This window comes from Veronia nyctiphanis, from assembly GCF_004116385.1.
GTDB lineage: Bacteria > Pseudomonadota > Gammaproteobacteria > Enterobacterales > Vibrionaceae > Veronia > Veronia nyctiphanis.
In genome coordinates this window covers 1-24125 of record NZ_PEIB01000010.1, presented here as the reverse complement: position 1 = coordinate 24125, position 24125 = coordinate 1, and the positions used below count along the sequence as shown (strand labels likewise).

The following is a 24125-nucleotide window of genomic DNA, read 5'->3' as shown; positions in this document are numbered from 1 at the left end:
TGTTCGATTGAAACGGTTTATCAGTACAAGCTTATCAATTTCAGATTTTATTCTGAGGCTTTACTTCGTCTGGAAATATTTAGGAATTAAATAAAGGGAGAGATGAATGAGTAATACAGATATTCAATCGGACAATAAAGAAGGGATCTTTGCCGGAGTCAATCCGGTAATGGCAATTGGTTCATCAATACTGGTTATATTATTCGTCTTATATACCGTTATCGATCCTGAAAATGCTAATAAGGTTTATTCAGCGGCAAAAAAATATATTGCCTCTGACTTAAGTTGGTATTACGTGGGGTTGATGAGTGCGTTCCTCTTTATTGCTTTCTATTTTGTCTTCAGTCGCTACGGCAGTATTCGGCTGGGTAAAGATGATGAAAAGCCGCAGTTTGGTTTTTTCTCATGGTTTTCAATGCTATTCGGTGCAGGGATAGGTATCGGGATACTGTTCTGGAGTATCGCTGAGCCGATGTATCACATGCAGAGTAACCCTTTCATTACAGAAGATAAGGCGCTGTCACTTGAAGCTGCGCAGGTTGCAATGCGGATCAGTATTTTTCACTGGGGTCTTCATGGCTGGGGGCTTTTCGCGATTTGCGGCATGTCGCTGGCTTACTTTGCCTACCGGAAAGGGCTTCCACTCTCTGTTCGTTCAGGTCTTCACCCTGTTTTTGGCGACAAAATCTATGGACCGCTTGGGCATGCTGCTGATCTGCTGGCAGTGTTTGGTACGGTTTTCGGCATCGCAACGTCTCTCGGCTTGGTGCTCAGCAAATGAATGCGGGTCTCGAATACCTGTTTGGTATTCCTATCAGCACACAAACCCAGATTGGCCTGATCGTCGTGATCTCAATGATCGCCACATTCTCTGTCCTGACGGGCGTAGATAAAGGGATCCGGATCCTGAGCGAGCTCAATATGCGTTTGACGGTCGTCATGCTGTTGTTCTTCATCATCCTTGGCCCGACGGCCTACGTTATTGGCTCATTCTTCACCAACCTTGGCGACTACATGTTGAATGCGACCACGCTGGGTTTGTGGGTCGATCCGAATCCTGAAAATACCTGGCAAGGTGCGTGGACAATCTTCTACTGGGGCTGGTGGATTGCCTGGGCACCGTTTTGCGGCATGTTCATTGCGCGAATCTCTCGCGGTCGCACAATCCGTGAGTTTATTCTCGGCGTCTTGATCGCACCCACCACGCTGGCGGCTTTCTGGATCACCATCTTTGGTAATACAGCAGTCTACATTGAGCTGTTTGGGCAAGGTGGTGTGGTAGAAGCGGTGAACAACGATCTCACTCTTGCATTGTTCAAAACCATTGAGTTAATGGACATTGGCACCGTACTGACAACCATCGGCGCATCAATCTGTACCATTATGCTGGTGACCTATTTCGTGACATCGGCTGATTCCGCCACCTTGGTGATTTGTACGCTACTGTCGATGGGTAACGAAAATCCCCCTGCGCGCTACAGAATTTTCTGGGGCATGTCGATTGGTTTCGTTGCTGCCGTTCTGTTGCTGGCTGGCGGGCTCTCCGCACTACAAACCGCATCCATTGTCGCCGCATTGCCTTTCTCCGTTGTCATTGTGCTTACCACCTTCGGCCTCTATAAATCGCTGCGTCGGGAACCGCTACCCGGCAAGCCTGATCAAAATATGGCAGGAGTGACAAAATGATTGCATCAGTAACCTTACCAAGAACCATTGAAATGGGGGGCGGCGCAGTTAAGCAGCTTCCTCAAATGGTCAATAACCTCTCAGCATCAAGGGTACTGGTTGTGACCGACCCGACCATGGCGCAACTGGGATATGTCGATACCGTTCAATCGATTCTGCATAGCGCAGACATTCACTCGGATGTGTATGCCGACACCATTCCCGAGCCCACGGCTTCATCGGTTGATGCCCTGGTCGCGATGGCGAAGAGCAATGACTTCGACTGTCTTGTCGCGCTTGGCGGCGGCAGCGCCATCGACAGCGCCAAGGCGGCGAGTATTTTGCTGGCCTTTGGCGGCAAGATGCGTGATTACAAAGTGCCGAGGATCGTCAATGAAGCAGGGATCCCTTTAATTGCGATCCCGACGACGGCAGGTACAGGATCGGAAGTCACCCGGTTCACTGTGATCACCGATGATGACAGCGACGAAAAGATGCTCTGTGTGGGGCTGGGCTTTGCGCCGATTGCAGCTGTTGTTGATTACGAGCTGACATTGTCAGTGCCTGCAAGGATCACCGCCGACACAGGTATTGATGCGCTGACGCATGCGATCGAATCGTATGTCAGCAAAAAAGCCTCGCCGTTTAGTGACTATCAAGCACTCGAAGCCATGCGTTTGATTGCGCCCAACTTACGGCGTGTGTATCACGATGGCGGCGATTTACAGGCACGAGAAGCATGATGCAGGGCGCAACGCTGGCGGGTCTGGCTTTCTCCAATGCGTCGGTTGCTTTGGTGCATGGCATGAGTCGCCCGATCGGCGCTTTCTTTCACGTTCCCCACGGATTGTCCAACGCCATGTTGTTACCGAGCGTGACCGCGTTTTCTATCGAAGCCGCGGAAGGTCGATACGCTGAGTGCGCGCGCGCAATGGGAGTCGCAGGACGAAATGACCCTGACAGCCTCGCATGTCAAAAACTGGTGGACGAACTGACGAATATTAATCAGGAGTTGAAAGTGCCGTCATTGGCTGAGTTTGGTGTGTCTGCGGATCAATTTGATGAAGTGCTGAATACCATGATTGAACAGGCAATCGCGTCGGGCTCACCAGCCAATAATCCAAAAGTGCCGTCACCCGATGAGATGGCAGCGCTTTATCAACAACTTTGGACTTAAGGAAGGACAAGCAGGAATGGAAAAAGTCGGACACCTGATAAACGGCGACGTTTTGTTTGATCAATCAGGCACACAACCTATTTATAATCCGGCAACGGGAGACGTGATCCGTGAGCTGATGCTTGCACCGCGCGATACTGTGAATGAGGCGGTTTCCGTTGCAAAAGCGGCGTTTCCACAATGGAGAAATCAGCCAGCAATCAAGCGGGCGAGAGTCATGTTTGAATATAAACGCTTGCTAGAGGCCAACAGAGAGACGATTTGTCAGCTGATTGGTCAAGAGCATGGCAAAATCTACCATGATGCGATGGGAGAGCTACAACGCGGTATCGAAAACGTCGAATATGCCTGCTCCGCGGCTGAGCTTCTTAAAGGGGAATACAGCAAAAATGTTGGCCAATCTATCGATTCATGGTCTGAACATCAGCCACTTGGCGTCGTGGCGGGTATAACGCCTTTCAACTTTCCAGCGATGGTGCCACTTTGGATGTTTCCGATGGCGCTGGTGTGCGGAAACTGTTTTATCCTCAAACCCTCAGAGCGTGACCCAAGTGCCTCGCTGTATATCGCGCAATTGCTCAAAGAGGCAGGGTTACCTGATGGTGTGATGCAGGTCGTACAGGGCGGAAAAGAGGTGGTCGATACCCTGCTAGAGCATGACGACATTGAAGCGTTCAGCTTTGTCGGCTCAACGCCAATCGCTCGGTATATCTACGGTAAAGCAACCGAGCATGGAAAACGCTGTCAGGCGTTGGGAGGCGCTAAAAACCACGCCATTGTGATGCCAGATGCTGATATTGATAATGCGACCAGTCAGCTACTTGGTGCTGCATTTGGTTCGTCAGGTGAGCGGTGTATGGCGCTGTCAGTGGCAGTCACTGTTGGTGATGATGCAGCCGATGCGTTGATTTCCAGCCTTACTGATAAAGTGGCCTCGTTAAATGTCGGTGCTTTCGATGATGACAGCAATGACTTCGGTCCGCTGATAAGTCGTGAACATCAGCTGAAGGTGAAAGGGTACATAGATTCAGCAGAGAACGATGGTGCAGAGGTTGTGGTGGATGGCCGTCAGGTCAGTGTTGACGGATATCCCGAGGGTTTTTTCGTGGGCGCGACCCTTATCGATAAGGTGACAACGACAATGCAAAGCTATCAGGAGGAAATTTTCGGTCCTGTGTTGCAGATTGTTCGGGCGAAATCGATGGACGAAGCAATGGCCATCATCGACGCACATCAATACGGAAATGGCACCTGCATTTTTACCCGAGATGGCGAGGCGGCGCGGTATTTCTCTGACCACATTCGCGTCGGTATGGTGGGAATCAATGTACCGCTTCCAGTGCCTGTTGCTTACCACAGCTTTGGTGGCTGGAAGCAATCCCTGTTCGGTGATTTACATGCTTACGGACCTGATGCTATGAAGTTCTATACCCGACGTAAGACTATTACACAGCGCTGGCCATCGGCTGGTGTGCGGGAAGGAACCAGCTTCTCGATGCCAACATTGTGATGGCCTGAAAGCTATCAACATATTGCTGGTCACTTTTGATGCGGTGCCATTGGCGTCGCATCGTCTTCTTTTAACGTTTTCCCTACCAAAAGATCTGCTTCTAATTTTGCCGACTTTTGTTCATCAAACCATTCCTCACTATTGTGTCGCGCCTTTTGTGGTCGATGATTGCTGATGAAAGTGTGATCAATTCCGATTTGTACATGTGTTAATCATGTTATGTATCTACAAAATTTGTGCACTTTCGCTTGTATTTCGCCGTATGGTGATTACACTTCCTCCTCCTAAATTGAGCTAACAAGTGTTAGCTCAAAGTGGGTTTTGACCAAATAGCAGTATTTGGGTGCAAGCAAGCCTGCTGCCTTGATGCGTTGAGAGAGAAAACAATGTCACTGAATTTCCATCTTGTTAACCGAATTCGCCAGCAAATCCAGACTCACGGCGACCGTGTTGCCGTTCGCTTTCAACAGGCTGAAGGGTGGGGAGAAACCAGCTGGACGGAATTTGGCAAAAATATTGATGCTGTGTCTCGCGCTCTCTTAGTCGCAGGGCTTGCTGTGCAAGACCGCATTGCTATCTTCGCTAATAACTCAGCAGAGTGGACAACGACCGATATTGGCGCGTTACAGATACGCTGTGTGCCCGTACCTATTTATCCGACCAATACGCCTGCTCAGGCGGCTTATATCATTAACGATGCCAACGCCAGAGTGTTGTTTGTCGGCGATCAAGCGCAGGCTGATAGTGCGTTGTCGATTGCCGATACCTGTCCATCATTGGAAAAAATCATCAGCTTCGCGGATGGCGTTGATTTTGGCGACAGCCACTCGGTTGTCAGTGGTATGAATTCATCGCATCAGGCCACGCCAATGTCGATCAGGAGCTTTCGCAGCGACTCGACAACAAAGCCATGGATGATCTGATGACCCTGATTTACACCTCAGGCACAACGGGTGAGCCAAAAGGCGTGATGCTCGACTACCGTAACATCGCAGCACAAATTCGTACCCACGATCAGGCGCTGGGCCTTACAGATAAAGATATATCACTGGCCTTCCTGCCTCTTTCTCATGTGTTTGAGCGCTGTTGGAGCTTGTATGTGCTGATGTGTGGCGGGACGAATTGTTACCTGACTAATACAGGTGACATCCGTCAGGCACTGACAGAAATCAGGCCAACCACCATGTGTGCAGTGCCGCGCTTCTTCGAGAAGATTTACTCAGCTATTCATGAAAAAGTGGCGGTATCGAGTCTGACCAAACGTGCGATGTTCAGCTGGGCGGTGTCTGTCGGAGCGAAAGTTGCTGATCTCGAACGTCAGGGTAAAAAGCCGAATGCAGCGCTCAAAGTGGCCTATCGCTCGGCCAACAAATTGGTACTGTCGAAGCTTCGCACTTTGCTAGGCGGCAGAGTGAACATGATGCCTTGTGGCGGCGCTAAGCTGGATCCTGAAATTGGCCGCTTTTTCCATGCCATTGGCGTTAACGTCAAACTCGGTTACGGGATGACAGAAACCACAGCAACGATATCTTGCTGGGACAGCGATCGATTCAACGCAGATTCTGTTGGTAAGCCGATGCCAGGTGTTGACGTCAAGATTGGTAAAGACAATGAAATCTTAGTACGCGGCGATATGGTGATGCGCGGCTACTTCAACAAACCGAAAGAAACGTCGGAAACATTCACCGACGATGGCTTTTTGAAAACTGGTGATGCGGGACACCTTGATGACGCGGGGAATCTTTTCATCACCGATCGTATCAAAGAGCTGATGAAAACTTCGGGCGGAAAATATATTGCCCCTCAGGTGATCGAGGGCAAGCTGGGTAAAGACCACTTTATCGAACAGATAGCGGTTGTCGCTGATGCGCGTAACTTTGTTTCAGCTTTGGTAGTACCGTGTTTTGAATCACTGGAATCGTGGGCTAAAGAGCTGAATATTAAGTATCACGACAGGCTTGAATTGATTCGTCACAGTCAGGTTGTTGAGATGTTCGACAAGCGTATCGCTAATATGCAAAAAGAGCTGGCACGTTTTGAGCAGGTGAAAAAATTCACCCTGTTACCTGCTGAGTTTTCGATGGCGCAGGGGGAGCTGACACCGACACTGAAACTTCGTCGCAAAGTGATCCTTGAGCGATACAAGAAGCAAATCGAAGCCATGTATAAAAAGCATAAATAACACCAGTTACATAATGACGCTGACAATATTGTCAGCGTCATTATGCTAATTTAGCCAAACCCCTGTCTGTTCTGGACTCTTCACCACACCAACAAATACCACTCGTCATAAAATCACGATTTTGAGACGTAGAAACACGCAAAATTAACCTTTTGACAACAAAAAGATCATCTGACATTCAAAATAAGGTATTTCATACTGATTATCATGAGTGTTTTTGTCATTGAATGTTCTGCATACTTTTATTTTATTGGTTATATATATCGATATCTCGTGTCAATATCAGGGGTATCGACAGGTAATGGCGCTAAATTAAGACAATGCAATTGAAAGCTGTTTACTGAATAGACATTTATCATAACGAAAGGTTAGAGTTATAAGGCTATTTCAGCTCTTGTTACGACCGGAGTTGAAGGCATAGCGGGAAAGACAGACACAGATCAGTCTAACCCCTTCTCCAGGCTATAAATAAGTCCTGACTATGCAGACATGGAGGCTCAAGTGGAAATGTTATCCGGTGCCGATATGATCGTTCGTTCATTGATCGATCAAGGCGTAAAACACATCTTTGGTTATCCCGGCGGTTCTGTCCTGGATATTTACGATGCTCTTCACCAGAAAAGCGATATTGAACACGTTCTTGTTCGTCATGAACAAGCGGCTGTACATATGGCTGACGGTTATGCCCGTGCAACGGGTGAAGTGGGTGTCGTACTCGTCACTTCTGGTCCCGGCGCGACGAATGCGATCACAGGTATCGCGACCGCGTACATGGACTCAGCACCTATGGTTGTGCTTTCTGGTCAGGTGCCAAGCAGCCTGATTGGTAATGACGCATTCCAAGAATGTGACATGGTGGGTATCTCACGTCCCGTCGTGAAACACAGCTTCTTGGTGAAAGATCCAAAAGATATCCCGAGTATAATCAAGAAAGCCTTCTATCTGGCTGCAAGCGGTCGACCCGGTCCCGTGGTTGTTGACCTGCCAAAAGATATGCTGAACCCTGCGATAACGCATGAGTATCAGTATCCGGAAAGCATTGCGATGCGTTCTTATAATCCGACAACAACCGGACACAAAGGACAAATCAAACGTGGCCTGAAAGCGTTGCTGGCGGCGAAACGCCCAGCACTTTATATCGGTGGCGGTGCCATCATCGCAGATTGCGGTGAGCAGATAAAAGCACTGGCCGATGCGCTGAATATTCCTGTCGTCAGCACCTTGATGGGGCTTGGCGCATATCCGGGAACAGGTGATAAATCAGTAGGTATGCTGGGCATGCATGGCACCTATGAGGCCAACATGACAATGCATAATGCCGACCTTATTTTTGGTATTGGTGTGCGTTTTGATGACCGTACCACCAATAACCTTGAGAAATACTGTCCGAATGCAACCATCATGCATATCGACATCGACCCATCCAGCATCTCGAAGACGGTTGCCGCTGACATTCCAATCGTTGGCTCGGCAGATACCGTTCTCGATGGTATGTTGAAGATACTGGTAGAGCAGGGTGGCACTAACGATGAAGCGGCGATGGCTTCATGGTGGGAGTCGATCAATGAATGGCGTGGACGCCAGTGCCTCAAGTACGAAAAAGATCCTGAGCGCATTAAACCACAGCAAGTCATTGAAGCAATTCACAAGCTGACTAATGGTGACGCTTATGTGTCGTCAGATGTTGGTCAACACCAGATGTTCGCTGCACTGTATTACCCGTTTGATAAGCCTCGTCGCTGGATCAACTCCGGTGGTCTGGGCACCATGGGCTTTGGTTTACCAGCCGCGATGGGTGTTAAGTTTGCGTTGCCAGATGCAGAAGTACTTTGTGTGACTGGCGATGGCAGTATTCAGATGAACATTCAAGAGCTGTCTACCGCACTTCAATACGATATTCCTGTGAAAATCATCAACCTGAACAACCGCTTCCTCGGTATGGTGAAGCAGTGGCAGGATATGATTTATCAGGGTCGTCACTCTCATTCTTACATGGATTCCGTGCCTGACTTTGCTGCGATCACCGAAGCATATGGACACGTTGGTATCCGAATCAATCACCCGTCAGAGTTGGAAAGCGAGCTCAAGCGCGGCCTTGCTATGAAAAACAAGCTGGTTTTCTTCGACATTAATGTTGATGAAACCGAGCACGTTTATCCTATGCAGGTTCGTGGTGGCGCGATGAATGAAATGTGGTTGAGTAAGACGGAGAGAACCTAATGCGCAGTATTGTTTCAATTTTAATGGAAAACGAACCGGGTGCATTGTCACGTGTTGTCGGTTTGTTCTCTCAACGTGGCTACAACATCGAGTCGCTGACGGTATCGCCAACGGATGATCCGACACTGTCTCGTCTCAACATCACCACCACAGTGGTGCGTGACTCTGAGCGTGAGCAGATTGAAAAACAACTTCACAAGTTGGTAGACGTGCTGAAAGTCAGCAACGTGACCGAGACTGATCATATCGAGCGTGAGCTTGCGATGGTCAAAGTGAAAGCAAGTGGCTTTGCCCGTGCGGAAGTAAAGCGAACTGCCGATATTTTCCGTGGTCAGATTGTTGATGTGACTAACTCGCTGTATACCGTTCAGATAACGGGTACGACTGAGAAGATTGAAGCCTTCATCTCAGCGATGGCTGAGGTGACGGATATCATCGAAGTTGCACGAAGTGGTGTTGTTGGAATCGCGCGAGGTGAACGAGCGCTTCGCCAATAAACATGTTTCTACGTCAAAAAAAAGAGCCGGTATGACCGGCTCTTTTTTTGTCTGTACAGCAGGGTTGTCAGTCGACGACGCAGGAATGCCTGATAAAGACTTGCATCCTGCTGGTTAAAATGTAGACTGTGCCCCTCGTCACATTTTGCTTGTTTTTTAATCATTATCGAGGTTTGTGTGTTTAGTACTATTAATAAATGTCTGGTGAGAGCCACCACCGTCACTCTGCCTTGATGGCATTGAAAATCAGCATGATTTATCTGGTACCTATGGCCGTGTTATTTGGTACTCACCGTGATGAGCTGACTCGCTGGTAAATACACAAACATGGATATGCCTTGTGCACATCAGGAAAAACAAGAAATAAAAAAGGAGCCGATTGGCTCCTTTTTTCATTCTGTTGTCTCGACCTTACAGGACGTGAACAGAAGAGGTGTTGGTGGTGCCTGAAGGTACCAGCGCACCTGAAACCATGATGACTACGTCGCCACGGTCAGCAAGGCCTGATGCCAGTGCGATTTCTTTACCGTGAATGTAGAATTGATCAGTGCTTTCAAAACCTTCAACAAGCACAGGTGTTACACCTTTGGTCAGGCAAAGCTGTGCAGCGGTTTTCTCTTCAGTGGTCACAGCAACAATGTGCGCGCGTGGGAAGTACTTACGTACTGAGCGTGCAGATTTACCAGCTTGAGTTGCAACAACAATCAATGGTGCACTCAGCTTCTCTGCTGCATCAACAGCACCTTTACACACAGCTTCAGTGATGCGCAGGCGAGAGCTGTCAAGACGCGAGCTCATTTCTGCCTTCATTGCGCTGTCAGTGCGTGCACAGATTTGTGCCATGATGCTCACTGCTTCGATTGGGTATTTACCCTTCGCAGATTCACCAGACAGCATAACTGCATCTGTGCCATCCATGATGGCATTAGCAACGTCGCCCGCTTCAGCGCGAGTAGGACGTGGGTTTTTGATCATTGAGTCCAGCATCTGCGTTGCAGTAATAACTGTCTTACGTGCGCGGTTACATTTCTCAATCATCATCTTCTGAGCGAAGATAACTTCTTCAACGGGAATTTCAACACCCAGATCGCCACGTGCAACCATGATGCCGTCAGAGACTTCAAGGATCTCATCGAAGTTATCAACGCCTTCCTGATTTTCAATTTTAGAGATGATCTTTATGTCTGCACCGCCATTTGCTTCAAGCAGCTCACGGATTTCAAGCACGTCTTCTTTCTTACGGATGAAAGAAGCAGCGACAAAGTCAACGCCCTGCTCACAACCAAATTTCAGGTCAGCTTTGTCTTTTTCAGCCAGTGCTGGCAGCTTCACAGAAACGCCCGGCAGGTTAACACCTTTGTTTTCGCCAAGGTCGCCGTTGTTAAGTACTTTACAGATAACTTCTGTTGAGGTGGTTTCAACCACTTCCATTTCAATCAGGCCGTCATCAACCAAAATGATGTTGCCTTGTTTCAGGTCGTCAGCAAAACCAGGGTAGGTGACTGCAACGCGCTCAGCGTTACCGACTACTGATGCATCAGTAGTGAAAGTGAAGCGTTGACCTGCAACCAAAGAGACATCGTTACCGCCATCCAGCTTGATAGTACGGATTTCAGGACCTTTGGTGTCGAGAAGAATCGCGAGTTGCTTACCTGTTTCTTTCATGACTTCACGCAGGTTTGCAATGCGCTGACCATGCTCGTCGAAGTCGCCGTGCGAGAAGTTGAGGCGCATAACGTTCATGCCAGCTTCAGCCAGTTTGGTCAGCATCTCTTTAGATTCAGTTTTTGGTCCAATCGTACAAACGATTTTGGTCTTTTTCATGCGGGATGGTCTCCGGTGTGAATGTTACCCAGAAAAATATTTCTACGTTTACTCATCATGTCTGTAAAAAAACAACAAATACCGGTTTCGTCTGCTCCGATATTACGATGAACAAGCGCAGGGTTAATTCAGAAAATTCAAAGTTTAATTGTGTTATTGAAGCGTTCGTTTCGCTTGAAAAACACAACTTGTCGCACTTCTGACGCCAGTATACCTGCTAAATAAGAAGGATTTTTGATCTTAAACCTATGAAGATGATCAAACGTTTCTGGCTGGTCGATTTTGAGTAGTCAGAATGAATACTCATTCTTAAAATTTTCGACGGTAAATTTACCACACTATGTTATGCAGATCACTATTGAGTAACGATAAGACGAGGAAATGTGAAGAGAGCCTTTGCACAATATTAACCACTTGTTGAGCTAATGTAGCCTCAATAGTTGTAATCAGTCACAAAAATTTGTAAATCAATGTTCTTGGAAGTTGGGAGGTCTGAGGTAGCGCAACTTGTGGCCGAATAACTCATCTTAAGATCGTAAAAGTAAATTTCATCACTGGCTCTGAAAAATAAAGCTCAGGATGAAAAAGAGCAAAAAGAGTGGGTCCCGATATAGAAAAAGGCCAGTATTACTGGCCTCGGATTGTGCAATAAATGTTGGCTTGCCTGTTTATTTTGCTACTTGGCAGGCGCCGAGGTTTTCCCATACGCCCCATTGTCCCGTTGACGATGGGTCTTCGCCTTGGGTCCACCATTTAGCGCGATAGCGATTACCTTTATGAGAGACTTCATCGCCACTGTTATAGACCTTGCTTGAAGACCAAGCCTCAACGCTGCATGAGCCATTATCAGTATCACCTTTCACACTGATGGTTTTGCTGATCTCGCTGTTCAAACCTTCCTTATCGGTCACACTCAGCGTCACCGTGTAATCACCGTCTTCGGTATATTGGTGGGTCGGTGATGCCACACTGCTAACTGTGCCATCCCCAAAATCCCATTGACGAGAGACGACGCCTTTGTCATCCGTTGACTGATCGGTAAAGGTCGCTGTGAGCTTATTCGTCGTTACCGTGAACTTTGCCACAGGAGCGGTGTTATCTTTACAGTCATCGCCACCGCCATTGTCACTACCGAGGTTTTTCCATACGTTGCTATAGATATCAGGGCGGGCGCCAACAGACCACCAGGTTGCCTCATAAATACTGCTGCGATAGCTCACCTTATCACCGGGTGAATACGTCTCGCTTTCAGACCAAGACGGTACGACTTCACCAAACAGACATGAGTTTCCCTGAACGTTGACTAATGACGTCGCCGTTTCAGTATGCCCACTGCTGTCAGTCAGTCTTACTGAAACGTTATAGGAGCCCGATTGAGCATAAGTGTGCGTCGGTGACGCCAATGACGAAGCATTACCATCCCCGAACGACCAAGACTGAGACGTAAAACGATTGGACCGGAAGTGTTGTAATTAAAGCTCACCTCCAAACCGTTAACGGTGAATTCAATGTAGGGCTCAGGCTCACTTTCAAGATTTGTCATATCAGCGGCATAGGTCAGCGCTAACTTGGCAAATTTGTAAGCATGCGCTGCTGCGTGACCACTTTTGTCGAGAGTATCTCCGGCGGTGTGAATTGCTTTGTTATGCTCTCCGAACTTTGATTCTGAGGGCATGGACGCGGGAAAACCATTGCGGTGCCATGATGCATGGTCAGAACATGCATATCCGCAGGCGGTATCATTGGCGCGATATTCTGGCAGGTACTCTTTTACCAGATCTTTAAGATACTGAGTCTGGGTAGCGTTGGTATAATCAGAGACAAAATAGAAATCATCCATTGAGCCGTGATAGTTGGTCATATCCAGCTGCAAGACACCTTTTACATCTTTGTTTGAGCGTTTGTAATCAGCAGCAATCTCCGCAGAGCCTAAAAGGCCTACTTCTTCTGCTGCGTAGCCCATAAACTGCAACGTACGGTCTGGCTTAAAGTCTGGTTGCTTGCTAAAACACGAATCACTTCTGTGAATGTAGCTATGCCAGATGCATTGTCATCAGCACCCGGTGCACGGGTATTTTCTCCGGTGCTTCTTCCAACCGTTGAATCAAGGTGACCGCCAATCACCACAATTTCTTCTGGTTTGGTGTGGCCTTTAAAGGTCAGGATCACTGAGTCTTGAGGCCAGTCTCTGTGATTATATTTTTCGACCGTCATGTCAGAGCGTGTGCTCGCAATGGCCTGCCATTCATCGTGAATATAGTTACTGGCATTCACACCGTGAGACGTGGTGTAGAAACGGTTAGTAAAGTCAGACAGCTTTCGGATCATATCGGTGATCCGCGATTCCTGAACCTGACCCAGCCAGTTAGGGATATTTCCTCTCGCAATGATCTCGGGTGCAGTAAACGAGGTAGAGAGTTGTGAAGCTATAATCGCTTGCTCGGCTTCTTCTTGCGATTGGTGGACCATATAGCCCGGGCAGCATGATACGTGTCATGCATCACTGCGGTCAGAATATCCTGCTGGCTGCTATCAACACGCACAACTGCGGCGGGTGACGATGATGCTGCCACCTGAATGTTGGGTACGACTGCAAAGCCTTGAAGCTCTGCGATTGCTGGTAATGTATCTTTGTCCACCGTTAGCCATAGTTGCTCTGCGCTGACTGTTGTAGGCAGAATCAATGACAAGGCGAGTAGAGACTTGTACATAGTGAAATGTCCTTATAAAAGATGGGGATTGGCTTTTGTAGGACAAACCACTCAGTAAATGGCTGACAGGAATACAGCGAACTTCCGGACGCTTCGGGGCCAGATATCAGGCTAACAGGTTACTGCACTGTCCAGACAAGCCCTCTCAGACTATTTCAAAGGCAGCAACAGATAGATAACAAAAAATAGTTTCACTTGAAGCTTGGGAGTTGAACCTATGAACAGAATGCGTGTTAATGAATTGTTAATTAGTGATTAGTGAAGGTGATCAGTAATTACTGAACAAGAAGATAACGTGTTAGCACCTTAAAGGAAGAGTTCGTGCTGAGCTTTTCTGACTGTTAGCAGGCTACGTTTTCAGCAGGCAAAGTTTGAAAAAGCGCGCCTGCCTTGAAGACAGGTGCGCGACAAACTCACTCTTGTTTCAAACCGCTTACAACGCCAAATTTTTGAGTCGATTCGCTTGCTGCCTATAAAGTGTCACTGGGTTGTTGTCACCACCGGCATGTAACCCAAGTACCCCGTTTACCATGTCGATATGGTTCATTTTATAGTCATCCCGCAATACCAGCCCCAGGTGGGAACTACAACGCGGAATCGCTCCGTCGTTTTCCTCAGATGTCAGCAGGCTTAAACCAAACAACGCGATATCTGACGGGTCAAAAATATTGGTAAATACCTTGTTACCGCCCCATGAAAAGTAGTGAACCCCGTTCTCAGCGAGCGATGAGGCAAAATGCCACAGTCTGTGGGCAAACCTTGGGGATGTCGTTGATTAAAGTCAGCGAAACCCTCTTTGGTTGCACCATCAACTAGCGCGACTAAATCGGATGGAAGAAACCCACCGTCATTGAGCAAGGTCACAAGAGGTGCGAGTGAGTTAACGGTCAGTGCCGAGACACCTTCGATGAGCCCAGCCTGTTTTGCTATCGCCCGAAACGCATCTGCAATGGGGATATTGATGTTTGCGCCCCCTATACTGGTGACAGATGCAACGAGCTCAGGCCTGACAGAAGCCACATACCTTGCTGTGGGGGAACCGTAACTGTGGCCGAAAAGATGCACCTTTTCTTTACCCGTCGCTGCAATAATATCTTCAACCTGAGCAAGGAGCTGCTCGCCACGTACTTCCATATTGTGAATGGGAGAGAGCTTGGTAACGTGTACATCGGCACCATCACGGGTGAGCGCTTCAGGAATAGCGTGGAAATAGTCGAATAAAAACATCTGGCTGAACCCAAACGCACTGTGTACCAACACAATGGGGTATTTTGTTTGCGTATACCCAGTGCTTTCAGTTGGAGTCTCTCCTGCGTGCACCTTCGAGGTCATTGCACTGACAATTATCCCCACACAAATCAGCCATTTTTTCATTCAACCACTCTCCTGATTTATCGATGTACGATTTTTCAACGAAAGCCCCCTGAGGCTCCTGTGCGAAAAGATTCATGAATAAACACTAACTAAGGCAGAGTTTGGCAAAAATAAACTGAATACACTTGTATCTAAATTGAAAATAAAGGTATTACACAAACTTCATATTACATAAGTTTGGGCGAGTTTGTTATCGAGTAAAAAAGGGATAGATACTTATATATTCAGTTAACTTAATGGCGTTTGAATATAAAAAAGACTAATTAAATAGTTGGTCTAAAAAGCCGTTACTATAAATATTATTAGGGTCATAATCTCTCATTATACTTGCTGTTTGTTGGAAACTTCTTTGGAGGTTATTCATCGATTCTGGGACTTTTTCATTCAAAATAGATTCATTGTCCCAGGCTCCACGATTATTTGTGTATCCCCAACCTTTTGACCACTCAACCCGAGTTTCTGATGCATTAAAGGTGTTATATAGCCATTGTTCAAACTCGGTATAAAATTGATTGCTATCAGGTTGTCCCGGTAACGTAAGGGCATCTATCCATATCGCGGTATCTACTTCGCCGCCAATATCGCTATTTGTTAACGCCGATAGGGCTGGTGGCTTGGGTACAGAGCCGTCTCGGGTTTTCAGCCCTCTAGGGTCTTCAAGCCCAGTCACTCTAATTTCTAACGGGCCGGCAACGGGGTACTGATTCCTTTGCTTATATTCCTCCAACATTCCCTCATATTTCATGACCATTTGATTCAATATTTTTTGCACCTCACCACGCCTCACGTGAATCGCATAGCCGTTTGCTGTTACCCGGAGTGTTGTCTTTCTGACGTATAACAAGGTATGCCAGGCTGGGCCCCATATATCATTGATTTTCTTATTAAGTATACGTTTATCATCGTTAGATATCTTGTTACTGACCTGATGAGCTGCTCTGGTTTTACTGAGGTTATGTTCGTTGAACAAGCCATTAAGTGATAATGACGAGATCTCATAATTTAGCTTACAAAAGCTGGGGACGAGTTCAGGTTTTCCATTCAAAATATCTTTGATGATATTACTGGCAAACTTTGGAATGAGGTCGGAGAAAGGATAATTATAAGGCCCTTTCGTGGGTGTGGAAGACGGAGGCTTTTCACTGATATTTTGCCAAATCTTTAACCAAGGTTTCTCTGTAAAGGGGAACCAGATAACTTCCATTCTGCCGTACTTATCTAATATTCGTGATACAGTAAACGCATTATTTTCCGCGTTTTTATGGAATATCTTCTTCCAGCTTATATCGGTATAACTCAAACAACGCAGGTAATAGTTTGGCACGACTTGCATTGTCACCTCTGTGACCAGAAGACGGCCAAGACTTGTGAGGTAAATATCCCCGTCTTCATCATCCCGATGAAATGTTTTGGCCTTGTAGGCGCTGGCCGCTTCATCCCATACGATCCCTCTTACGGAAAGCACGTTATTACTCATGCTGCCATTAAAGTGAGGCGACTCACTGGAGCCATCGTAAGTCACGCCCGTACCATGGCCATTTATTGCCAGCACACCCGCAATCGTAAGATCGCCCGGCGCCGGCGTATTCTGAAAAGCATATCCATTGTCTGATGCACCAGCTGCACGGTAGTCAGATAAATATTGGTAAAGCTTTTCAACGTGTGTACCGCCCCCGACTTTCACAATACCGTAGCTTTTTTTCGCCTCGATCATCGAGATTTGATTCAGCGCAGAAGAATCAATTAATAGCACTTTATCGTCACTTGTTGTGCCTTTAGTAATGACCAATGGAGACCAATTATGCATTGCACCCATTGGCCTGACTTTATAGCCATTTTCGACCGCCCACTCGATAGACTTCTCAGCAGATTGTTCATCATATATCTTCACAGCAATCATATTTTTAGCGGTAATGTTTTGAGACCAATTCTGGAATTTCATTCGATACCAGGTAGCATTACACCCCGATAAAATAAAAGATGCAGGAAGAATACTGGCACAAAATTGGGTAAATATAACAGCAGAAGATCCTTTTAAAAAACGTCTTCTAGAAAACCCATTTTCTATTTTTTTGTCATGATTATTCATAAAGTAAACCTATGTCATAAATAAAAAATAAAAGCTCGCCTATTCCTCTACAAGAATATGGAGAAATAAGTATTCTGATTACGATATCTTTGAAATTTTATTGTTGCATTAAGTTTTATAATTATTTAGTTAAGGTTTAATCTGATTTATTTAATAAAAAGATAGGAGATTTAATGGGTATTTCAATAGTTTTTACTTTAGTAAAATAAAGATGTTTCTAAAAAAAAACATAACGATCATTTTTGATCATTGACTTAATTATGAATACTATTTGCATAGTATTTTGTATTAATTTGAATGCATATAAAATCTAGCGTGCCCAAAAAAACGATCCAACGCTTAGTTGTCAGAGTGATAAATTTTTAAGTTAATGTTTTATATGATTAAAATAACTCGTGAGACTTTATTTGTATTTCGAGACATAGAATCAAAAACACACATGATTTGGTTTGTCCAATATTACCGACGTATTGAGATTGAAGGGCAAAACTGTCTCAAAAAATTGACATTTTTTTTTACCTGTCAACGAAAAGGTGGAGGAAAAAACAGCTGGTCAGAAGTTATCTATCTTCATTTGGTAAAGAAATAGTCGCCCAATTTTGAACTTAAGACCATTCGATTATGAGTCGTAATTCATCAGAATTTCAGTAAACCACAATGAACAGAGATGAATATTAAGTTATTATAAATCAATAATTTATAAATTTTATTTGTTTATACTTGTTTACTGGGATCTATGGAAATATCATGGATTTGCTACATATATGCTACACAGGATTTCGTTTTTTCGACAGGTAAGTCAACGATATGGCGATAAAGAAGAAAATAACTGCTACATCAATCAAGCAACTTGTTCCCGAAGATAAGCGGCTGAATGATACTGAGATACCCGGCTTCCATGCACGTATTCAGGCCACAGGCCGTGTCATCTATTATCTCTACTACCGAATTGATGGTAAGCAAGTGAACTTTAAGATTGGGCCAGCCAGTGATCTAACTCCTGCACAGGCCCGAGACTTAGCCCGCGAAAAAATTGGTGAGGTCGCCAAAGGTAATGATGTTCATGAAGTAAAGAAGGCCACCAAGCAAGAAACCTTGAGACGTAAACACCTCAAGTTCTCTGTCTTTTTAGAAGATCGCTATTTGCCATACCTGAAAACACGAAATCCAAAAACCGCAATGAGGACGGTGAACCATCTACGTTCGCGCTTCTCTTTTCTGATGGAAAAAGACCTAGACCAAATCACGGCGTGGGAAATTGAAAAGTGGCGGAGTGACGAGCGCAAGCTAGGGAAAGCGCCAGCAACCATTAACTATACAGTAAATACATTGAAAGGTGCGCTGTCTCGCGCGGTTGAGTGGGGGCTGATCGCCTCGCATGAGCTTTCAAAAGTGAAGACGATAAAAAGTGACAACACGCGAGTCCGGTATCTCAACGAACAAGAAGAAAAGCGCTTACGTCACGCACTCAAGCAACGTGATATCAATATCCGCCACGCACGCCAATCAGCAAATGAGCATAGAGAAAAACGCCGCTATGAGACCTTGCCCGATTTAACCGATATTACTTTTGTCGATTACTTTGAGCCTTTGGTGATTCTGGCGATGAACACAGGGTTAAGAAGAGGGGAGCTTTTACAACTGGCATGGTCAGATATTTCACTAACTCAAAAGTACCTCACCGTTCGGGCGGGTAACGCTAAGTCAAAATCAGGCCGAACCGTACCGCTCAACAATGAGGCTTTTGAAACCTTGAGCGAGTGGCGGAAGCAAAACCCAGACAATAGTTATGTGTTTCAGGGCAAAACAGGCGTTCCACTCACAGACGTTAAAAAACCATGGGCAACAGTGCTCGATATTGCGCTGATTGATAGCTTTAACTTTCACGACTTACGCCACCATTTCGCGAGCAAGCTAGTCATGGCTGGGGTAGATTTAAATACAGTGCGGGAGTTGCTCGGTCATTCAGATTTGAAGATGACACTAAGGTATGCACACTTAGCGCCAGAGCATAAGGCGGCGGCTGTAAATTTGATTGGCTGATTCGATATTTTTAATGCTAAAACGTTCTCGTGAAATGCACTGAAGCACAGAAAGTTAGTCGATTTGTCGAAAGTTAGAACAAATAACCTAAACAATCGTCGAGAAATACAACTACTGTTTTTAAGTGCGTTACTTGCTATTTATAATCTTGAGAAAACAATAATGGCGTATTTTGATGCGCTGAGTTAAACGGGTTAGGATTGAAAATGGCTAAGTTTTTGAACACAAGTGCGACAAACTACTATCTTGAAGAACTGATTAAGAATGCTTCGGAGCGTTTGATTCTGATCAGTCCTTTCCTCAAGCTTAACGATCGCATCAAAGAGCTTTTGGAAGATAAAGACCGCTTGAAAATCGACGTTCGGATTGTCTATGGGAAAAGCGAACTTCAACCAGAAGAAATCAACTGGCTAAAAGAGTTACAGTTCGTTCGGACCAGCTTCTGTAAAAACCTGCATGCTAAATGCTATATAAACGAACAAGGATGTATTATTAGCAGCTTGAACCTTTATGAGTTTAGTCAGGTTAATAACAACGAAATGGGGGTCTACATCTCGCGAGATGATGACTCAGAGGTTTACCGCGACACCTATGATGAAGCCAAGCGTATTATCCGTATTAGTGATGAAGTACGGATTACGCTGGAAAAGGTTGCGCCTGAAGCCCCTTCTAAAGAGCAAGAAAAAAGTGAATCCAATACCAAGCTTTCGAGTTCAAAAGTCGCAAAAAAGCTAGGTATGAAAACTCAGGAGTTTCTTAATAAATTGAGAGAACTAGGTTATTTGGAGGTTATGGGCGAAGGGTATGCGCTTACCGATAAAGGAAGAGCGATAGGTGGTGAGTTTAAGACAAATAAAAGGTTTGGTGACTATTTCATTTGGCCCGAGTCTACTGAGTTAGACAAATAGGTTGCTACCACAGTTTAACTAACTTACACGAATGAATATTTGTAATTATTCGTGTAAGTAGCTAATCGATTAAGATACTCTGAAGTGCAACTCTCAGAGTATACGCATTAATAGTAGAGCGATTATGCGCAGACTTCGGTATATCTCGTCCCTGCTAGCTCTATATTTGTTTCATATCCATCTAAGTTGCTTTTTTTTATGAACCCCACGAGTATTGCTTGCTGCCCCTCTTTAATGTGTTTGAATAAAATCCTTATTGCCCCACCTGCGTATGCGCTGAATCTTACTTCTCTAATGCCATCTGTGAGTGTTTTAAATAGAGGCTCTCCGCCTGAAAAGCTCCTTTTACACGCAAGTAGTAACTTATCTGAAACTCTGTGCTTGTTTTCCGATGAGAGAGAGTCATACCATTCAATGAATGAAGTATGTAAAATATGGTTAGAACATACATCCTGTAATGAAAAGCTATTAATTTTACTATATATCTCTTCACCATGTTTATATTCTGATATATTAAATATGGAAACATCTTCATTTATATACTCACCATCTTTGGTACGATTGAGTTGTATCTCACTACTACTCCATTTACTTTCAGTTGGTAAGCTAAGTAGTATCCCTGATAAGCTCCAAGTTATACTATATATATCACAATTATCATCAACTGCTTCATCTTTAATATAAAAGCTGTATTCAGATATCTCTTCTAGCATATCGCTATCAATATGATCAAGAACTGGACTCTTATCTTCAGCTTCTAAAAGGAAGAGTGCTAAATCTGCATCGACACTAATCATTTCGTCACAGAAATTTTCAAATGTGAAATTATCTGATAACTCGAAATCTTTTAATCCTTCATCATTAGAGTCTAGGTGAAATATAAATTTATCATTACCTGAGTTTAAATCTAAAACTCCATGCAAAGCATCGGAAAATAGTTCGGTTGCCATCTCTTTATTTTCTGCAGGAAAGCTATTTCCGTTAATGCATATACTATGCTCCATGACTATTTCTTCCTAGCCAAAATAGCTCTATTTTTTAGAGTTTGATCAAAGAATCCTTCTGGCCAATAATCTAGCTTACCATCTTCTAATAGTGATGGTGAGCTAAATATTGTTTCTCCATCCTGCTTCTTTAAGTAATGAAAAATAACATCATTAGAATTGCACTTTCCTTCTTTAGTTGCAATTCTAATACCGTCCATTAGATGATCACTATGAGTTTCTAATAGTATTTGTACCCCACAACTAGCTGCCATCGCTATCATTTTGCCCATTGCCGTTTGTCCTTGAGGATGCAAATGGGCCTCAGGGTTTTCTAATACTACTATCAGATCAGTGTTTTCTTTTTGGTGAATCCAGTTATTCGCAAACTCAGAACCTGAGCTTTCTTTAGTGTTAACCGCGGCACTAAGAAGTGCAGCAATGATAGGTAAGGTGTAACTGAGACCAAAACCAACGTTTGTTGGCCTGAAGCCATCGAATTCATTCTGCGATATATCCGCTTTTCGGTTTGTTTCAAATTTAAAGTCAACCCCTGGAGATATTTCATTCAACCAACCTTTTAGCTCATAAGTCATAGTTTCACCCTGAGAGTTTGGATGATGAAGTCGCTTATCAATTACTATGTCAGATAGCTTTTCTATGAAATCAATGACAAAGTCCCCTTTATCACCGATTTGAGGCAAATTATCTAAACCTTGGTGAAGTGAGAGAAAGGTCCTCGGTCCCCAGCGGTCTGCACCCACGTATATTAGACTTATTTTAGAACTTGGTTGACTGATTGCGGTTTCAGAAATGACAAGAGAGTCATTAGACTCATTACCTTTAATTCCTATTTCAATATCTTGATCTTTTCTTACTAGGTTGGATCTTATTTCTTGAAAGGTTCCATGGCCATCAAGGAACGGTGACTTACCATTAGCAGCGTCTGAAAACATTCTCAGAGCCTGTATAACAGTACTCTTTCCACTATTATTTAGCCCTGCTAGCAGGGTTAAATTTTTTAGTGTTATATCTTTTTCAGGTATAGACTTTAAAGATTTTATTTTTAAATTAGTTATCATTTTAATTTTCTACTGTCTCATTAACGATTCTTAAAATTTCGTTATATCTTAGCAATGTACTATTCTGTTGAGAAGCGTGTCTACTTATAGCACTGGTAAACTCGTTATTTTCTAAAAGAGTTCTATATTTTGTAAATAAAACTTCCTTTTCTTCAAGCAGCTTATCAAAACTATTGTCATCTATTTTATATAAAATAGATGACCATGACTCAAATAATGACTTATTAATTGGCGTTTTTCTTGAATCATTTGGAAGTGATTTTCTAAATGCATGATCCCCAAAAACAAGCTTGCATCTTGTCATTGATAGTTCAAAGTTTTCTTTTATTTCATCAATGGTGATAATATTTATTTTTGGAGCTTCATTTGTATTTGTGAATATTTTTATTATATCTTTATCAGTTATATTTGGCATGGCGTTTATAACGCGCATAGTATTACTTAACCAAGTATCTAAGCTTGGTTTATATGAGTGGCGATCAAAAACCATAAACGAAATGAATCGGAGTATTAGTTCTCTAGCAGCCATTCTTGTATCATTAACTTTTTGTCCTATCGCACTTCTAAAAGACTCATTTTCAACAAGGTCAATTAGAAGATTAGAGGAGTGCCCTTGATAAAGCGCATGCCTGATCTCTTGAGAAGTTAACGGCATTCCTCCTGTGTTAATACGTTTAAATATATTTCGTTTTACTGCTTCTGGCGTGCCAGGATTAATTATAGTAAAGCGCATCTCCGTCTCGAAAATGCTATTAACTACGCGTTGTTGTAATGGATCTCGCTCAATTGCTTTGAACGTTTTTTTATCAAATTTCTCACCTAGAAACTCTAAGTTCTTTAGAGAGAGGAAGTTGCCATGTTTATCACCGATTATAAAATCTCTGATTGTTGACAGTCGTTGAAGACCATCTACCACCTCCCATCGCCCTTTTTCGTCTGAAGCGACGTAAAACATTGGGAGTGGAATTTTGAGAAGAAGTGATTCAATTAACCTACTTCTTCGAGTTATATCCCAAACTTCTGTCCTTTGAAAGTCCGGAGATAAATGGATAGTTCCTTGTTCAAGGCGCCTAATTAAGGTATCCATCGGAACAACTTTTTGTTCTATCGAGATTGCTTCGGGATCAAAGGGCTCAAGAATCAATTCTTCATCCGAATCGGCTTCAATGCCTACGGCTTGACCGCTCTCGGATAACTCTTCCAATAATGTGTTAATATCTTTATCTTTCATTGTCTTAGGCCGTATTTTTTTTCGATTATATCATTAATGCTTTGGCCATCCAATTGAAGACATTGTGTGACGATTAGTGAAATCCCACTAGGAAACGGAGTATGTGAAGGCTTATTTGGCATTTGATAATTTAATGAAAATTCAGGTTGATAAGTCTATATCAGACCTATTTCCAAAATATTAATGACAGATTTTTTCTTTTTCTTTTCTTGAGTTACTAAAGAAAATAACTGTCGCTCTGTGACGAAGATAGGCTTCCTATATCCAGTTACTCATACTCAAAATGAAGGAATATCATGGATAAAAGACGCTTCTTTAGACTTGATGAAATCTCAGACGTTGCCCCTGTGACCAAAGGTGATTTATTAAACGCGGTCGATAGTGGGCGGTTATCGCTTTGTGCTTGGGTTGATGCTAGGGCTTTAGGTACCCAACTGCGTAGTGATGAGCCTAATAGGCCTGCACTGGCCAATCTGTTTGATTATTCTGGGGTAGTGGGTATCTCATCGAAGCAATCAATTGAATGCGTAAATACCCTAAAGACCTCGGTTACTAGGGCTCTGGTTCTTCAGCCTGTAGTGGTCAACTCATTCCGGACAGTAAATTAGGCCGATTTTCAGCCTTCGCAG

17 protein-coding genes and 3 pseudogenes are annotated in these 24125 nt (G+C 44.4%); 9 read left to right on the top strand and 11 right to left on the bottom strand.

The window, feature by feature from the left end; genetic code table 11:
• Positions 1-106: 106 nt before the first annotated feature.
• From CS022_RS28050 to ilvN, 6 genes and pseudogenes are all read left to right on the top strand, one after another.
• Positions 107-1686, top strand: a pseudogene (locus tag CS022_RS28050) (BCCT family transporter).
• Positions 1683-2842, top strand: a pseudogene (locus CS022_RS09850) (iron-containing alcohol dehydrogenase). Before CS022_RS28050 ends, CS022_RS09850 begins: the two co-directional pseudogenes overlap by 4 nt.
• A gap of 16 nt (positions 2843-2858) precedes the next feature.
• Positions 2859-4352, top strand: a complete 1494-nt coding sequence (locus CS022_RS09845; RefSeq protein ID WP_129122142.1) for a CoA-acylating methylmalonate-semialdehyde dehydrogenase — start codon at positions 2859-2861, stop codon at positions 4350-4352.
• Positions 4353-4738: 386 nt separating this feature from the next.
• Positions 4739-6534, top strand: a pseudogene (locus CS022_RS09840) (AMP-dependent synthetase/ligase).
• A 489-nt stretch (positions 6535-7023) separates the two neighbouring features.
• A complete protein-coding gene (locus tag CS022_RS09835; RefSeq protein ID WP_201746247.1) occupies positions 7024-8754 on the top strand; it encodes an acetolactate synthase 3 large subunit in 1731 nt (576 codons plus the stop codon).
• Positions 8754-9251 carry an acetolactate synthase small subunit gene (gene ilvN, locus CS022_RS09830; RefSeq protein ID WP_129122140.1) on the top strand — a complete coding sequence of 166 codons (498 nt, stop codon included), beginning with the start codon at positions 8754-8756 and terminating at the stop codon, positions 9249-9251. Before CS022_RS09835 ends, ilvN begins: the two co-directional genes overlap by 1 nt.
• A gap of 411 nt (positions 9252-9662) precedes the next feature.
• On the opposite strand, the gene pykF is transcribed toward ilvN, so the two are convergent.
• From pykF to CS022_RS09795, 8 genes are all read right to left on the bottom strand, one after another.
• Positions 9663-11075: a pyruvate kinase PykF gene (gene pykF / locus CS022_RS09825; protein WP_129122139.1), complete on the bottom strand. Its 1413-nt coding sequence runs from the start codon at positions 11073-11075 to the stop codon at positions 9663-9665.
• 668 nt (positions 11076-11743) lie between these two features.
• Positions 11744-12478: a PKD domain-containing protein gene (locus CS022_RS09820; protein WP_129122138.1), complete on the bottom strand. Its 735-nt coding sequence runs from the start codon at positions 12476-12478 to the stop codon at positions 11744-11746.
• Positions 12424-13038: a M28 family peptidase gene (locus tag CS022_RS09815; RefSeq protein ID WP_129122137.1), complete on the bottom strand. Its 615-nt coding sequence runs from the start codon at positions 13036-13038 to the stop codon at positions 12424-12426. The genes CS022_RS09820 and CS022_RS09815 overlap by 55 nt, the downstream gene beginning before the upstream one ends.
• Complete coding sequence (locus tag CS022_RS27265; protein ID WP_129122136.1) at positions 13014-13544, bottom strand: M28 family peptidase; 531 nt, start codon at positions 13542-13544, stop codon at positions 13014-13016. Before CS022_RS27265 ends, CS022_RS09815 begins: the two co-directional genes overlap by 25 nt.
• Complete coding sequence (locus CS022_RS09805; RefSeq protein ID WP_129122135.1) at positions 13502-13786, bottom strand: hypothetical protein; 285 nt, start codon at positions 13784-13786, stop codon at positions 13502-13504. The genes CS022_RS27265 and CS022_RS09805 overlap by 43 nt, the downstream gene beginning before the upstream one ends.
• Positions 13787-14219: 433 nt before the next feature.
• Positions 14220-14429, bottom strand: a complete 210-nt coding sequence (locus CS022_RS28405; protein WP_235869377.1) for a hypothetical protein — start codon at positions 14427-14429, stop codon at positions 14220-14222.
• Positions 14417-15160 (bottom strand): esterase/lipase family protein, encoded by a 744-nt coding sequence (locus CS022_RS09800; RefSeq protein WP_235869374.1) that lies wholly within the window; start codon positions 15158-15160, stop codon positions 14417-14419. Before CS022_RS09800 ends, CS022_RS28405 begins: the two co-directional genes overlap by 13 nt.
• Before the next feature lie 259 nt (positions 15161-15419).
• Positions 15420-17102, bottom strand: coding sequence for a cholesterol oxidase substrate-binding domain-containing protein (locus CS022_RS09795; protein ID WP_161569603.1), 1683 nt, complete (start codon positions 17100-17102; stop codon positions 15420-15422).
• A gap of 954 nt (positions 17103-18056) precedes the next feature.
• On the opposite strand from CS022_RS09795, the gene CS022_RS09790 reads away from it, so the two are divergent.
• A complete protein-coding gene (locus CS022_RS09790; RefSeq protein WP_129122133.1) occupies positions 18057-19292 on the top strand; it encodes a site-specific integrase in 1236 nt (411 codons plus the stop codon).
• 206 nt (positions 19293-19498) lie between these two features.
• Positions 19499-20200 (top strand): phospholipase D family protein, encoded by a 702-nt coding sequence (locus CS022_RS09785; protein ID WP_129122132.1) that lies wholly within the window; start codon positions 19499-19501, stop codon positions 20198-20200.
• Positions 20201-20322: 122 nt separating this feature from the next.
• Here CS022_RS09785 and CS022_RS09780 read toward each other — a convergent pair whose 3' ends face one another.
• From CS022_RS09780 to CS022_RS09770, 3 genes are read right to left on the bottom strand one after another with little or no spacing between them, the layout of a single operon-like run.
• Complete coding sequence (locus CS022_RS09780) at positions 20323-21204, bottom strand: type II toxin-antitoxin system RelE/ParE family toxin (protein WP_129122131.1); 882 nt, start codon at positions 21202-21204, stop codon at positions 20323-20325.
• A 2-nt stretch (positions 21205-21206) separates the two neighbouring features.
• Positions 21207-22265: a DUF3696 domain-containing protein gene (locus CS022_RS09775; protein WP_129122130.1), complete on the bottom strand. Its 1059-nt coding sequence runs from the start codon at positions 22263-22265 to the stop codon at positions 21207-21209.
• Between the two features lies 1 nt (position 22266).
• Positions 22267-23496, bottom strand: coding sequence for a DUF262 domain-containing protein (locus CS022_RS09770; RefSeq protein WP_129122129.1), 1230 nt, complete (start codon positions 23494-23496; stop codon positions 22267-22269).
• Between the two features lie 296 nt (positions 23497-23792).
• On the opposite strand from CS022_RS09770, the gene CS022_RS09765 reads away from it, so the two are divergent.
• Positions 23793-24104: a hypothetical protein gene (locus tag CS022_RS09765; protein ID WP_129122128.1), complete on the top strand. Its 312-nt coding sequence runs from the start codon at positions 23793-23795 to the stop codon at positions 24102-24104.
• The last annotated feature ends 21 nt before the right edge of the window (positions 24105-24125 follow it).